General features: G+C 73.4%; 11 protein-coding genes. 7 read left to right on the top strand and 4 right to left on the bottom strand.

Going from position 1 to position 14419, the window contains the following annotated elements:
- Positions 1 to 16: 16 nt before the first annotated feature.
- Complete coding sequence (locus ABZ861_RS14430) at positions 17 to 997, top strand: NAD(P)H-quinone oxidoreductase (RefSeq protein ID WP_361629088.1); 981 nt, start codon at positions 17 to 19, stop codon at positions 995 to 997.
- A gap of 161 nt (positions 998 to 1158) precedes the next feature.
- Here ABZ861_RS14430 and ABZ861_RS14425 read toward each other — a convergent pair whose 3' ends face one another.
- Entirely contained in the window at positions 1159 to 1851 is a 693-nt protein-coding gene (locus tag ABZ861_RS14425; RefSeq protein ID WP_361629085.1) for a hypothetical protein, read from the bottom strand.
- Positions 1852 to 2187: 336 nt separating this feature from the next.
- Here ABZ861_RS14425 and ABZ861_RS14420 point away from each other — a divergent pair, with 336 nt between their 5' ends.
- Positions 2188 to 2727 carry a bacterial proteasome activator family protein gene (locus tag ABZ861_RS14420; protein ID WP_361629082.1) on the top strand — a complete coding sequence of 180 codons (540 nt, stop codon included), beginning with the start codon at positions 2188 to 2190 and terminating at the stop codon, positions 2725 to 2727.
- A 384-nt stretch (positions 2728 to 3111) separates the two neighbouring features.
- Here ABZ861_RS14420 and ABZ861_RS14415 read toward each other — a convergent pair whose 3' ends face one another.
- Positions 3112 to 4773 carry a protein kinase gene (locus tag ABZ861_RS14415; RefSeq protein ID WP_361629079.1) on the bottom strand — a complete coding sequence of 554 codons (1662 nt, stop codon included), beginning with the start codon at positions 4771 to 4773 and terminating at the stop codon, positions 3112 to 3114.
- Between the two features lie 445 nt (positions 4774 to 5218).
- Here ABZ861_RS14415 and ABZ861_RS14410 point away from each other — a divergent pair, with 445 nt between their 5' ends.
- Positions 5219 to 6922 (top strand): protein kinase, encoded by a 1704-nt coding sequence (locus ABZ861_RS14410; RefSeq protein WP_361629076.1) that lies wholly within the window; start codon positions 5219 to 5221, stop codon positions 6920 to 6922.
- A gap of 339 nt (positions 6923 to 7261) precedes the next feature.
- Here the strand turns inward: ABZ861_RS14410 and ABZ861_RS14405 are convergent, their stop codons facing one another.
- Complete coding sequence (locus ABZ861_RS14405; RefSeq protein ID WP_361629351.1) at positions 7262 to 8260, bottom strand: phosphotransferase; 999 nt, start codon at positions 8258 to 8260, stop codon at positions 7262 to 7264.
- Between the two features lie 559 nt (positions 8261 to 8819).
- Here ABZ861_RS14405 and pdhA point away from each other — a divergent pair.
- From pdhA to ABZ861_RS14390, 3 genes are read left to right on the top strand one after another with little or no spacing between them, the layout of a single operon-like run.
- Positions 8820 to 10016, top strand: coding sequence for a pyruvate dehydrogenase (acetyl-transferring) E1 component subunit alpha (gene pdhA, locus ABZ861_RS14400; protein WP_361629073.1), 1197 nt, complete (start codon positions 8820 to 8822; stop codon positions 10014 to 10016).
- Between the two features lie 2 nt (positions 10017 to 10018).
- Positions 10019 to 10999, top strand: coding sequence for an alpha-ketoacid dehydrogenase subunit beta (locus ABZ861_RS14395; protein ID WP_361629070.1), 981 nt, complete (start codon positions 10019 to 10021; stop codon positions 10997 to 10999).
- A 10-nt stretch (positions 11000 to 11009) separates the two neighbouring features.
- Positions 11010 to 12470 carry a dihydrolipoamide acetyltransferase family protein gene (locus ABZ861_RS14390; RefSeq protein ID WP_361629067.1) on the top strand — a complete coding sequence of 487 codons (1461 nt, stop codon included), beginning with the start codon at positions 11010 to 11012 and terminating at the stop codon, positions 12468 to 12470.
- Positions 12471 to 12640: 170 nt separating this feature from the next.
- Here ABZ861_RS14390 and ABZ861_RS14385 read toward each other — a convergent pair whose 3' ends face one another.
- Positions 12641 to 13543, bottom strand: coding sequence for a D-alanyl-D-alanine carboxypeptidase (locus ABZ861_RS14385; protein WP_361629064.1), 903 nt, complete (start codon positions 13541 to 13543; stop codon positions 12641 to 12643).
- A 197-nt stretch (positions 13544 to 13740) separates the two neighbouring features.
- Here ABZ861_RS14385 and ABZ861_RS14380 point away from each other — a divergent pair, with 197 nt between their 5' ends.
- The gene (locus ABZ861_RS14380) at positions 13741 to 14391 is read left to right on the top strand and encodes a GntR family transcriptional regulator (RefSeq protein WP_361629061.1); all 651 of its coding nucleotides are present in this window, start codon (positions 13741 to 13743) and stop codon (positions 14389 to 14391) included.
- The last annotated feature ends 28 nt before the right edge of the window (positions 14392 to 14419 follow it).

The raw sequence follows: 14419 nt of genomic DNA, 5'->3' as shown, positions 1-14419 counted from the left end.
GAGTAGCGTCGGGCCCATGTATGCGATCACGATTGCCGAACCCGGCGGACCCGAGGCGTTGGTGTGGCGGGAGGTGCCGGATCCCGTGCCCGGCGAGGGCGAGGTGCTGGTCGACGTGGTGGCCAGCGCCGTCAACCGGGCCGACATCATGCAGCGCCAGGGCTTCTACGACCCGCCGCCCGGCGGCTCCCCCTACCCCGGTCTGGAGTGCTCCGGACACGTCGCCGCCCTCGGGCCGGGCGTGTCCGGCTGGGCGGTCGGCGACGAGGTGTGCGCGCTGCTCGCGGGCGGCGGCTACGCCGAGAAGGTCGCCGTTCCGGCCGGTCAGCTCCTGCCCGTGCCCGAGGGCGTCGAACTGCGGCAGGCGGCGGCGCTGCCCGAGGTGGCGTGCACGGTCTGGTCCAACGTCTTCATGGTCGCCCACCTGCACCCTGCCGAGACCCTGCTCGTGCACGGCGGCTCCAGCGGCATCGGCACCATGGCCGTCCAGCTCGGCAAGGCGGTCGGCGCGCGCGTCGCCGTCACCGCGGGCACCCAGGAGAAGCTGGACTTCTGCGCCGAACTGGGCGCCGACATCCTGATCAACTACCGCGAGCAGGACTTCGTGGAGGAGATCGAGCGGGCCACGAACGGGGCCGGCGCCGACGTCATCCTCGACAACATGGGCGCTGAGTACCTGGACCGCAACGTGCGCGCCCTCGCCTTCAGCGGCCGCCTCGCGATCATCGGGTTGCAGGGCGGCGCCAAGGGCGAGCTGAACATCGCCACGCTGCTGGGCAAGCGGGCCGCGATCAGCGCGACCTCGCTGCGGGCCCGGCCGCTCAGCGAGAAGGCGGCGATCGTGGCGGCCGTGCGCGAGCACGTCTGGCCGCTGCTCGCCGACGGCGCCGTCCGGCCGGTCGTCGACCGGGAGCTGCCGATGAGCGACGCCGGGGCGGCTCAGCGGGTGGTGGAGGACAGCGGTCACATCGGCAAGGTGCTGCTGGTCGCGTCCTGACCTGAGCGGGGCCGCCGGGGTCTTGGACCGAGGGGCCTTAGGCCGCCTGGGTGTTTGGAGCGAGGGTGCCGGGGACGCCAGGGAGTCTGGACCGGGCAGTCCGGAGCCGCCGGGCTGCTCGTGACGAGGGCGGCCCTCCGGGGAGCCTCGACCGAGCGGCCCTACACCCGGCGTACCCGCAGGCCGATGAAGGCCAGTCCCAGGCCGAGGCCGATCAGGACCAGCCCGCTGCCCAGCGAGAGGAACCGGTGCACGGCCGCGGCGCCCACACCGGACTCCGCGGCGGTCTGCGTGCCCGAGGCGGACGGCGCGGCGGCTGTCGCGGACGGCGCCGGGGTGGCCGCCGACGTGCCCTCGTCGTCGTCCTCGTCCGCCTCCCAGTGCGGCCGGCGCCTCCCGTGCTCCGCTCGCTCCGGGTCCCGCCGGTGCGTACGGCCCGAGGGCTCCTCCTCCGCCCGCTGTCCGCCCTGCGTCGCGTCGGCGGACGGCGGAGGCGAGGACCCGGGCGGCGAGGCCGGGGGAGTCGCGGGGGCCGAGGACGCCGCCGCGGACCGTAGGACCGCCGCGATCGTCGGGGCCGCCGAGGGCGCCGAGACGGCCTCGGCGGAGGGAGCGGAGGCGGCGGAGGCGCGCGAGGCGCCGGGAGGCCCAGGAGAGGCGGGCGGGGCCGCAGGCGCCAATGCGCCGGGCGAGGCGGGCGGAGCGGCATGCCGGGCTGCTGCCACCGCTGCCACCGCGGACGTTCCGCTCGGCGGCCCGGCCGCCCAGGCGTGGCCGCCGCCGAACATGCCGAGCGCTCCCGCCGCAGTGAGCAGCCCCAGCGCGCACGGCACGGTGCGCAGCCTCCGTGTCACGTCGGGTACCCCCTCACGGCCCTCGGCCGGCGTTGCAGCGGCCGGATCGGTGAAGCGGCGGAACACCGCTGGAACCACCGTCACATCACACGATCGATCCGGCATTCCGGATTCACCCGGCAGGTCGAATCCGGCGCCGTCGCCACGGAATCCGGATATGTCGCTACGTTACGGGCTGCCGGCGCTCCTGGCAGCCGGTCCCCGCTGCGTCTCCTACCTACACGCCGAGTGCGACGGGCGCACAGCGCGGGCGCCGGAAACGGCCCGCACACGGTGGATCACCTTCCGCAGGGGGCACCAGGAAGATGAGATGCACGCGTGCGAGAGAATGGCGGCATGGAGATGCCGAGGAACGAACGGTCGACGGAGAACCCGCAGATCCTGGTCGTGGGCCAGGACGGCATGGCGCTCGGCGGCGGCGGGGACGACGACTCGCGCGAGATTCCGGTGACGGAGCAGGTGGAGCAGCCCGCCAAGGTCATGCGCATCGGCAGCATGATCAAGCAGTTGCTGGAGGAGGTGCGCGCGGCGCCTCTGGACGAGGCCAGCCGGGTCCGGCTCAAGGAGATTCACGCCAGCTCGGTCAAGGAGCTGGAGGACGGCCTGGCGCCGGAGCTGGTGGAGGAACTGGAGCGGCTGTCCCTGCCGTTCACCGAGGAGACCACCCCCAGCGACGCGGAACTGCGCATCGCGCAGGCGCAGTTGGTGGGCTGGCTGGAGGGTCTGTTCCACGGCATCCAGACCACGCTGTTCGCCCAGCAGATGGCCGCCCGCGCCCAACTGGAGCAGATGCGCCGCGCCCTGCCGCCGGGCATCGGCCACGACGGCGGCGACGAGCCCCGCACCGGCGGCCACTCAGGCGGCCCGTACCTGTAGGCGACCGCGACGGGGGAGCGGGCCGTAGCGGTCAGGCGCGGCCCGCTCGCGCACCGGCCGTGGTCAGACGGCTGCCAGGCGGCTGCCTGCGCCCTCCCGCCCGGCGAGAGCCCGCGCCCGCCGCCACCGCGACCCGCTGCCGCCACCGCCGCCCGCGCTGCCTTCCGACAACCCGCGCCGCCGCCCGACAATCCGCGCCGCCAGCACCGAGCCGCCCCGCCCTCTGCCGATCCGCGCTGACCTCTCCCGAGCCGCGCCGCCCGCACCGATCCGCGCTGACCGCGCCGCCCGCCCGACAATCCGCGCCGCCAGCACCGAGCCGCGCTGCCCTCTGCCGATCCGCGCTGACCGCGCCGCCCGCGCCGCCCGTGCCTTCTCCGCCCGCTACGACGGATTGCCGGTGGAGATGCTGAACTGGATCTGCGGGGGGTTCTTCGGGTCGAAGTCGGTGTCCCCCGTGGGCGACTGCTGCATGACGGTGCCGTCGCCGTAGGTGTTCTCGTCGACGGAGGTCTTCTTGTAGTTCCACCCCGCGGCCTGGAGGCAGGAGAGGACCGAGTCCCAGTTCTTGAAGGTGAAGTCCGGCATCTTCACCTTGGCCGGGTCGTTGTACGACTCCTGCGGCTCGGTGCACTCGCTCTTGTCGATGGTCTTGGAGGTGTCTGGCCCCCGGTAGCCCGACCGGTGGCCGGACGCCGACGTGGTGGCGGTGGCGCCGCCGCGCCCGGCCCGGGAACCGTTGCTGCCGCCGTGGTGGACGACCAGCGCGGCGAGCAGGCCGACGACCGCGATGACGGCCACGGCGACCGAGCCGATGACCACCGGCTTGCCGCCCTTGCCGCCCCTGCCGCCGCCGGAGGGGCCGTGCGGCTGGTGCGGCGCGGCGTACGGCGGCGGGGTGGAGGCATGCTGCGGGGCGTAGGGCGAGCCGGGGGGCGTGTGGTACCCGGCGTGCTGGCCGCTCTGCTGCGGATAGCCGTAGGCGGGCGAGGACATCGCGGACTGCGGCGTGCCGTACGGGTTCTGGGTGGGCGGCGCCGGCTGGTACGGCGTCCGCACTCCGGCGGCCGGCGGCGCGGCGGCGTCGATCGGCGGGAACACCGCCGAGCCCACGCCCGCGCCGCTCTGCGCGCGGGCGCCCGGGACGATGCTGGGCGGAGCGGCCTGGAAGGACGCCGCCACGCGCAGGCACTCGTCGCGCATGGACTCCGCGCTGGGGAAGCGCTCGTTGGGGTTCTTCTTCAGCGCGCGGGCGACCAGCGCGTCCACCGCCGGGGGCAGCGAGCGGTTGACGGAGGAGGGCGCGACCGGCGCCTCCTGCACGTGCGCGTACGCGATGGCCAGCGGCGAGTCCGCGTCGAACGGGAGCCGTCCGGTGACCAGTTGGAACAGCATGACGCCGACCGAGTACAGGTCCGAGCGCGCGTCCACGCCCCGGCCCAGGGCCTGCTCCGGGGAGAGGTATTGGGGGGTGCCGACGACCATCCCGGTCTGGGTCATCGAGGTGACGCCGGACTGCACGGCGCGGGCGATGCCGAAGTCCATCACCTTGACCACGCCGCGCTTGGTCACCATCACGTTGCCCGGCTTGATGTCGCGGTGGACCAGCCCCATCTCGTGGCTGATCTCCAGGGCGGCCAGCACGTCGGCGGTGACCTTCAGGGCCTGGTCGGCGGGCATCGCGCCGTGCCGCCGCACGTCCTCGTCGAGCACGGAGCCCAGCGGACGGCCCTCGACGTACTCCATGACGATGTACGGCGTCGTCATTCCGTCGAGGTCGTCCTCGCCGGTGTCGAAGACCGAGACGATGTTGGTGTGCGTGAGCTTGGCCACCGCCTGGGCCTCGCGCCGGAACCGCTCGCGGAAGGCCGGCTCCCGGCCGAGTTCGGTGTGCAGCGTCTTGACCGCGACCTGGCGGTCGAGCACGGAGTCGTAGGCGAGGTGCACCGAGGCCATGCCGCCCTCGCCCAGCACGTCGCGCAGTTGATAGCGGCCGCCGGCCAGCGCCCGCCCCGCGAACCGGCCCTGTGCGCCGTCCTGGCTCATCTTCTGCGTCCCCCATCGGCGCGCGGGCCCAGCGGGTGCTGCGCTCGCGCGATCGGCTGTCCGTCGCCCGGTCTCGCGACCGGAGTTCCCGTCCCGCGGGTCCGACGGCCGGAACCCGACCACGGGGATCGTGACCGGACCGTGTCCGGACCCCGATGATCGAACCTGTCGATCCCGGCCAAGTCTGCCCCAGGGCGCCGACACGTCAAGCTCGGCGCCCGATCCGTGACCGTACGCGAGAGAAGCGTCGCGCAAGCGTTACAGCAGACGGGCGGCCGTGGCACGGAATTTGCACGACGATGGCGGCAGGCGGTTTGATGGCCGGTCCGTCTCGGACCGCTCCCCACGGCGAACCTGGACCGGCGCCTTGCGCCGAACCTGTAGCGTGGCCGACGGAGACCGTGACAACACCGCACCCCGCGGGCAGACACGACGGCGAGGACTGATGGCACAGACGCAGCGCGCCCAGGGCCCGTCCGACCCTGAGGCGTCTGGCGGCGGCGGCATGTCGGACGCGCCGGAGGCTTGGGGCAACGGCGGCCTGGTCGGCGACGGCCGGTACCGGCTGACCCACCGGCTCGGCCGGGGCGGCATGGCCGAGGTCTTCGCGGCGGAGGACGTGCGTCTGGGCCGCACCGTCGCGGTGAAGCTGCTCCGTGCCGACCTGGCCGAGGACCCGGTGTCCAAGGCCCGCTTCACGCGCGAGGCCCAGTCGGTGGCCGGGCTCAACCACCACGCGATCGTCGCCGTGTACGACTCCGGCGAGGACGTCGTGGGCGGCCAGTCCGTGCCGTACATCGTGATGGAGCTGGTCGAGGGCCGCACCATCCGGGACCTGCTGCTCAACGCGGAGGCGCCGGGCCCCGAGCAGGCGCTGATCATCGTCTCCGGGGTGCTGGAGGCGCTGGCCTACTCCCACCAGCACGGCATCGTGCACCGGGACATCAAGCCCGCCAACGTCATCATCACCGACCACGGCGCCGTGAAGGTGATGGACTTCGGCATCGCCCGCGCCCTGCACGGGGCGTCCACGACGATGACGCAGACCGGCATGGTCATGGGCACCCCTCAGTACCTCTCCCCCGAGCAGGCGCTCGGCAAGGCCGTCGACCACCGCTCCGACCTGTACGCGACCGGCTGCCTGCTCTACGAACTCCTCGCGCTGCGGCCCCCGTTCACCGGCGAGACCCCGCTGTCCGTGGTCTACCAGCATGTGCAGGACACCCCGGTGCCGCCCTCGCAGGTCTCCGAGGCGGGCTGCCCTCCGGAGCTGAACGGCCTGGTCATGCGCTCGCTGGCCAAGGAGCCCGACGACCGCTTCCAGACGGCCGAGGAGATGCGCGGCCTGGTCCAGTACGCGTTGCAGATGCTGTACGACCAGGGCGGCCACACCGGCGCCTGGAACACCGGGCCGGTGAACGCGCACGAGGGCCGGAACGCCGCGGCGGCGGCCTTCGCGGGCACGTCGGCGATGACGCGTCCGGGCGACTTCGGGGCCGGCACCACGCAGATCCCCCAGCCGATCCTGCCCTCCGGCTACGGCAGCCGCGACGACGGCGGCTTCGAGGGCCACGGCAACGGGGGCGGCGGCCGGGGCAAGCTGTGGATCCTCGCCGTGCTCGCGGTGATCGCGGTCGCGGCGGGCGTGGCGCTGGCGCTGCACAGCACCGGCGACACCAGCGGCGGCGGGACCGGCGTCACCCGGTCCCCGTCGAACACCCAGTCCACGCAGAGCGACCAGCCCAGCGCCAGCGCGACCCAGTCCTCCGAGGACGAGCCGTCGGACACCGGCAGGCGGCACGGCGGCGGATCCGACGGCGGCTCCGGCTGGGGCGACTACACGCCGTCCGCGCGGCCGTCCTCGACGCCGTCGCAGTCGGCTTCGGACAAGCCGTCGGGCGCGCCCAGCTCCGCGGCGCCCCCCACCCCGACGACCCAGGCCCCCACGCGGACCGCGAACGGCGGCGCCAGCGGCAACGGGGGAACGGACGCCGGCGGTGCGGGCGGCAACGGGGGCAACGGCGGCAATGGAGGCAACGGCGGCGCCGGCGGCGCGGACAACGGCGGTGCGGGCGGCGGAGACGCGGGCGCCGGCGCCGCCGCGGGCACGGCCGCCGGCACCGTGACCAGCGGAGTCGGCGGCAACTGATCACCCCTCACGCGTGCGGGGGCCCGATGCGGCGCCCCGCGCGTGTGGGCGTGATCGCCTCGGCCCACTACCACGTGCCCGATGCGGCGCCCGCGCGCGTGTGCGCGTGCCGACCCGACAGAACGCATCCCGTCGGCGGCCCCCGGCTTCCCGCGCGCCTGCGCGCACACCGCCCGCACACGCGCGCGGGCGCTCTCTTAAGGCCGATGTACGGCCCAGAAGGCCGCTGTACGGCCCACGCCGCGGGCGCCGGTCACTCCCGCCCGGTACCGGCACCCGGCACCGGCACCCGGTACCGGCCCCCCCGGCCCCGGCTCCCGCGCCCGCCCCCGCCGACATTCAGTCCGCGAACGCCGCACGCACCGCCTCATACTCCCGGGTCCACCACACCGCGAGCGCCGAGGCGGCCGGGAACTGGGGGTCCGCGCGCAGGTCGCCGCGCTCGTAGCGCCAGCGCAGCATCCAGAAGTCGTTCAGGCGCTCCCACCACACGCGGTGCACGGCCGCCGCCAGCTCCGAGGCGGTGGCGCCGGCCGCGCGCCGGTACGCGCGCGCGTACGCGACGACCTTCGGCAGGTCCAGGGCGCCGACCGGGCGGACGAAGAAGATCGCCGCGGCGCGCACGGCCTCCTCCGCGCGCGGCTGCACGCCGAGCCGGTCCCAGTCGACGATGGCGGCCGGGGCGCCGCCCCGGTACAGCACGTTGAAGGGGTGGAAGTCGCCGTGCACCCAGCCCACCGGGCCGCCGGGGGGCGGGCGGCGGGCGGCGTGCCGCTCCAGCAGGGCGCGGCGCTCCAGGAGCCGATAGCGGGCCAGCTCGTCGAAGGAGTCCGCGGGGCGGTGGCGGCGCACCCGGTCGAGTAGGTCGTCGATCAGGGCCAGGGTGTCCGCGGGGTCGGCGCTCTGCACGGGGTGCGGGCGCTCGGCCGGGCGGGTGCGTCCGGTGGGCGGCATGACGCGCTCCAGACCGGCGTGCACGGCCCCCAGGAGGGCGCCCAGGCGCGAGCACTGGCCCGCGGTGAGCTGGCCGCCGTGCCGGTGCCGGCCGTCGATCCAGGGGTGCAGCGCGTAGGCGTGGCCGCCGACCACGGCGACCGTGCGGCCGTCGCGGGCGGCCAGCGCGGGCGCGACCGGCACGCCGAGGTCGGCCAGGCGCCGGGTGGCCCGGTGCCGCCGGGCGATGGCCGCGGGGTCGGCGGTGTCGGGATCGAAGTGGTGCTTGAGGAAGTACCGGCCGCGTGTGGTGCGCAGCCGGTAGCCGCGGTTGAGCAGACCCTGGTCGACCGGTTCGCACGCGAGCACGGCACCGGCGGAATACCGGCGCAGCACGGCGCTCAGGGGGAGCGTTCGGGGTGGTGGGGGTGGTACACAACGGCGCGACACGCGGCAGATGCTAGGGCAATGGCCATACCTGTGAGCTGCCCTTTGTCGCAGAAAGTCGCCATCGGTCGCATTCGGTCACTCATCGGCGCCGTGTCGCCGCGCCCGCGCGCCCCTTCCGCGGCGGGCGGACGGAGCGCCCCGCGCGGCGCCGCGTCCCCCGTCAAGACCAGTTCCAGTCGCTCTCGAACCCTTCCCGACCCGGGGGCGCCCGGGATAACGTGCCGATGTTCCGGCCCCCTGCAAGGCTGTGACCAGCGCCTGCCCCGAATCCCGCGCGCGTACCTGGGCCTCCAAGCCGAAGATACTTGGAAATCCAAGGAAACACGCAGGTCAGGAGGGGTTTCCCAGAAATGTGGAGCACTGGGTAACGTGGCTGCTGCAGGGCGCTCGCCGGGGCACCTGTCACGCCTGTTCCCGGCCGAGTGGCACCCACCCCGTGCCTCGCGGGTCGGTTACAGGTGAGCCGCACTGGCCTACCGGCAACCCCGGGGGCCGGACCGACGGAGGAGCACACGTGACCGTGGAGAGCACTGCCGCGCGCACATCGCGACGCAGCGCCGGAAGCAAGGCCGGGTCGACCGGCGCGAAAGCCGCAGGCGCCAAGGGCCGTTCCGGCACGAGGAAGGGCGCCGAGCCCGACCTCGTGCAGTTGCTGACGCCCGAGGGCGAGCGCGTCCAGAACGCCGAGTACGACGCGTACGTCGACGCCGTCACCCCCGAAGAGCTGCGCGGTCTCTACCGCGACATGGTGCTCACCCGCCGCTTCGACGCCGAGGCCACCGCCCTCCAGCGCCAGGGCGAGCTGGGCCTGTGGGCGTCGCTGCTCGGCCAGGAGGCCGCCCAGATCGGCTCCGGCCGCGCCCTGCGCGACGACGACTACGTCTTCCCGACCTACCGCGAGCACGGCGTCGCCTGGTGCCGCGGGGTGGACCCGACCAACCTGCTCGGCATGTTCCGCGGCGTGAACAACGGCGGCTGGGACCCGAACGGCAACAACTTCCACCTCTACACGATCGTCATCGGCTCCCAGACGCTGCACGCCACCGGCTACGCGATGGGCGTCGCCAAGGACGGCTCGGACGCGGCGGTGATCGCCTACTTCGGCGACGGCGCCTCCAGCCAGGGCGACGTGGCGGAGTCCTTCACCTTCTCCGCGGTCTACAACGCCCCGGTGGTGTTCTTCTGCCAGAACAACCAGTGGGCGATCTCCGAGCCGACCGAGAAGCAGACCCGCGTGCCGCTCTACCAGCGCGCGCAGGGCTACGGCTTCCCCGGCGTCCGCGTCGACGGCAACGACGTGCTGGCCTGCCTCGCCGTCACCCGGTGGGCGCTGGAGCGCGCCCGCGCCGGCGAGGGCCCCACCCTGGTCGAGGCGTTCACGTACCGCATGGGCGCCCACACCACCTCGGACGACCCCACCCGCTACCGGCACGACGACGAGCGGGCGGCCTGGGAGGCGAAGGACCCGCTCCTGCGCCTGCGCCGCCACCTGGAGTCCGCACACCACACGGACGAGGGATTCTTCGCGGAACTCGAAGCCGAGAGCGAGACGTTGGGCAGGCGAGTGCGCGAAGCGGTCCGTGCCATGCCCGACCCGGACCAGTTCGCCATCTTCGAGCACGTGTACGCGGACGGGCACGCGCTCGTCGACGAGGAACGCGCCCAGTTCGCCGCCTACCAGGCGTCGTTCGCGGACGCAGAGGGGGTCTGAGCATGGCTGCGGAGAAGATGGCTCTGGCCAAGGCGATCAACGAGTCGCTGCGGCACGCCCTGGACGCCGACCCCAAGGTCCTGATCATGGGCGAGGACGTCGGCAAGCTCGGCGGCGTGTTCCGGGTGACGGACGGCCTCCAGAAGGACTTCGGCGAGAGCCGCGTCATCGACACCCCGCTCGCCGAGTCCGGCATCGTCGGCACGGCGATCGGCCTCGCGCTGCGCGGCTACCGCCCGGTGGTCGAGATCCAGTTCGACGGCTTCGTCTTCCCGGCGTACGACCAGATCGTCACGCAGCTCGCGAAGATGCACGCCCGCTCCCTGGGCAAGGTCAAGATGCCGGTCGTCGTGCGCATCCCCTACGGCGGCGGCATCGGCGCCGTGGAGCACCACTCGGAGTCGCCCGAGGCGCTGTTCGCCCATGTGGCGGGCCTGAAGATCGTCAGCCCGTCCAACGCCTCGGACGCCTACTGGATGATGCAGCAGGCCATCCAGAGCGACGACCCGGTGATCTACTTCGAGCCCAAGCGGCGTTACTGGGACAAGTCCGAGGTCGACGCCGAGGCCATTCCCGCGCCGCTGCACAAGGCCCAGGTCGTCCGCGAGGGCGCCGACCTGACCCTGGCGGCCTACGGCCCGATGGTGAAGCTCTGCCAGGAGGCGGCCGCCGCCGCGGCCGAGGAGGGCAAGTCGCTGGAGGTCCTGGACCTGCGGTCGGTCTCCCCGCTGGACTTCGACTCGATCCAGGCGTCGGTGGAGAAGACCCGCCGCCTGGTGGTGGTCCACGAGGCGCCGGTGTTCTTCGGCTCCGGCGCGGAGATCGCCGCCCGGATCACCGAGCGCTGCTTCTACCACCTGGAGGCCCCCGTCCTGCGGGTCGGCGGCTACCACGCGCCGTACCCGCCGGCGCGGCTGGAGGAGGAGTACCTGCCGGACCTGGACCGCGTGCTCGACGCCGTCGACCGCTCGCTGGCGTACTGAGGAGAGGGCCGTGACGACGATGACCGATGCGTCCGTGCGCGAGTTCAAGATGCCGGATGTCGGTGAGGGCCTGACCGAGGCCGAGATCCTCAAGTGGTACGTCCAGCCCGGTGACACGGTCACCGACGGCCAGGTGGTGTGCGAGGTCGAGACGGCCAAGGCGGCCGTCGAACTGCCCATCCCCTACGACGGCGTGGTGAGCGAGCTGCACTTCCCCGAGGGCGCCACGGTGGACGTGGGCACGTCCATCATCGCGGTGCAGACGGCGGGCGCCGCGCCCGCCGAGGTTCCGGCCCAGGCGGCTAAGGCGGCTCAGACCGCCGTGGCCGCCCCCGCGGCCGAGCCGCAGCAGGCCGGGCAGCCGAAGCCGGAGGCCCGCCAGCCGGTCCTGGTGGGCTACGGCGTCTCGACGGCCGCCAGCCGGCGCCGCCCGCGCAAGGGCCCGGAGGCGACGGCCGCGCAGGCGGCCGGCGCGCTCCAGTCCGAGCTGAACGGCCACAGCGTGCAGGCCGCCGCCCCGGCCCCCGCGCCCGCCGCCCCCGCGGTCCCCGGCAGAGAGCGTCCGCTGGCCAAGCCGCCGGTGCGCAAGCTGGCCAAGGACCTGGGCGTGGACCTGGCGACGGTGATCCCCTCGGGCGCGGACGGCGTGATCACGCGCGAGGACGTGCACGCGGCGTCGGCGCCGGCGACCGCGCCGGAACCGGCGGCGGCGCGGACCCCGGTCGTCTCCCCGGCGCCGTCCGCGGCGCCGGCGGCGGCCCACGACACCGCGCGCGAGACGCGGATCCCGGTCAAGGGCGTGCGCAAGGCGACGGCCGCGGCGATGGTCGGCTCGGCGTTCACGGCGCCGCACGTCACGGAGTTCGTGACGGTGGACGTGACCCGGACGATGCGGCTCGTCGAGGAGCTGAAGCAGGACAAGGACATGCGGGGCCTGCGGGTCAACCCGCTGTTGCTGATCGCCAAGGCCCTGCTGGTCGCCGTCCGGCGCAACCCGGAGGTCAACGCCTCCTGGGACGAGGCCGCCCAGGAGATCGTGCTCAAGGACTACGTGAACCTGGGCATCGCGGCGGCCACCCCGCGCGGCCTGATCGTGCCGAACGTCAAGGACGCCGGCGCCAAGACGCTTCCGCAGCTCGCGCAGGCCCTCGGCGAGCTGGTGGCGACGGCGCGCGAGGGGAAGACCTCACCGGCGGCGATGCAGGGCGGCACGATCACGATCACCAACGTCGGCGTCTTCGGCGTCGACACGGGCACGCCGATCCTCAACCCCGGCGAGTCCGCGATCCTCGCGGTCGGGGCGATCAAGCCTCAGCCGTGGGTGCACAAGGGCAAGGTGAAGCCCCGCCAGGTCACCACGCTGGCGCTGAGCTTCGACCACCGCCTGGTCGACGGCGAACTCGGCTCCAAGGTCCTGGCGGACACGGCGGCCGTCCTGGAGCAGCCGAAACGGTTGATCACCTGGGCCTGACGGCGCCGCCCGCCTGAGCGCACGGACCCGCGGGGGCCGGCCGCCACGACGTCGTCGTGCGACCGGCCCCCGCGGTCGTCGCCGCCGCACGCGAAAGGGGCTGCCGCTGTGGACAGCGGCAGCCCCTCGTCGTGCGCGGCCGGCGTCAGGCCGGCGCTGTGCGCGGAGTGCTAGCCCAGGCGGGCGAAGCCGTAGTTCAGGATCCTGGTGGCGTCCGAGGCCCGCTGGGGGATGGAGGTGGAGGCGAGGACCGTGCCGATGACGGTCTTGCCGCCCCGGTAGGCGGCGAAGACCAGGCAGTACTTGGCCTCCGGGCCGGAGCCGGTCTTCACGCCGATGGCGCCCTTGTAGCTGCTGAGCAGCGTGTTGGTGTTGTCCCAGCGGCCCATCGTGCGGATGCTGCCGGTCTTGGTGACGGTCTTGGCCGTGTACGCCTTGGCAGACACGACCGCGCGGAACGTGGCGCTCTTCATCGCACTGCTGGCGATCTTCGTCAGGTCGCGCGGCGTCGAGTAGTTGTTGCCGTTGCCGATGCCGTCGAACGAGTCGAAGTGCGTGTTCTGGAGCTTCAGGCTCTTCGCGACGCTGTTCATCTTGCCGATGAAGGACTTCACGCGCGCGTCCCGGGTCGAGCCCGAGCCGTACTTGTCGGCCAGCGCGTACGCGGCGTCGCAGCCCGAGGGCAGCAGCAGACCGTACAGAAGCTGGCGGACGGTCACCTTGTCGCCGACGATCAGGTGAGCCTGCGAGGCGTTGTTGCGCACGACGTAGTCGCTGTACGCCTTCTGGATGGTGACCTTGGCGTCGAGGTTGAGGTTGCTCTGCGCCAGCACGACCTTGGCGGTCATGATCTTCGTGGTGGAGCCGGTGGACAGGCGGGTGTCCGCGCTCTTCGTGAACAGCGTCGAGCCGGTGGTGTTGCTCATCGCGTAGCCGCCCTTGGCGGCGATGGACGGCGCGCTGACAGCCTGCGCCGGAACGGCGGTGAGGGCTCCGGTGGCGAGCACGGCGCCGACGGTCACGACGACGGCGGTTGCCCTGCGGTGGCGGCTGGCCTGGATGCCGGTTTTCAAGAGATGTACCCCGATGTAGTCGAATGCCCCTAGGGTGCGGCCGAGTTGGTTACCCACAGAGTGGGGCCGCACCTGTGTGACTCGTCGTCGGCGCGAATGGTTGTGCGGCCGCCCCCGGCGAATTTCCTTTCGACGGGCGGCGGTCCGCATTCCGGACGGCGCGTGTCACGCGTACGCGATGTATCTATGCTGTGGCCATGAGCCTGGCCGTGAAGCAGCCGCCCGCAGCCGACCGCGTCTACGCCCACGTCAAACAGGGCGTGCTGGACCGCGTGTACGAGGGCGGCGTCCTGTTGACCGAGGGGGAGTTGGCCGAGGCGGTCGGCGTCTCGCGCACACCGGTGCGCGAGGCGCTGCTGCGGCTGGAGGCCGAGGGGCTGCTCCGGCTCTACCCGAAGAAGGGGGCGCTCGTCCTGCCGGTGTCCGCCCAGGAGATCGCGGACGTGGTCGAGACCCGGCAACTCGTCGAGGAGCACGCGGCCCGCAAGGCCGTGCCCGCCCCGGCCGGTCTGATCGAGCGCCTGGAGGACCTGCTCGCCCGGCAGCGCGCGCAGGCCGCCGCCGGCGACTTCGCCGCAGCCGCCGTCACCGACCGCTGCTTCCACGCCGAGATCGTCCGCAGCGGCGGCAACGAGATCCTCTCCCGCCTCTACGACCAGCTCCGCGACCGGCAGTTGCGCATGGGCGTCGCCGTGATGCACTCCCACCCGGACCGCATCGCCAAGACGCTCGCCGAGCACGCGCAGATCCTGGACGCGCTGCGCGCCGGGGACGCGGAGGCGGCCGTCGACGTCGTCCACCGCCACGTGAGCTGGTTCTCCCACCTGGCCCGGGGCGAGGTCCGGTGAGCGCGTCCTCCGAGCCCTCCGAGCCCTC

Origin of the sequence: Streptomyces sp. NPDC046985 (assembly GCF_040644415.1) — a bacterium.
Classification (GTDB): Bacteria; Actinomycetota; Actinomycetes; order Streptomycetales; family Streptomycetaceae; genus Streptomyces.
The sequence above is the reverse complement of the archived record's forward strand: the minus strand, read 5'-3'. Positions and strand labels throughout refer to the sequence as shown.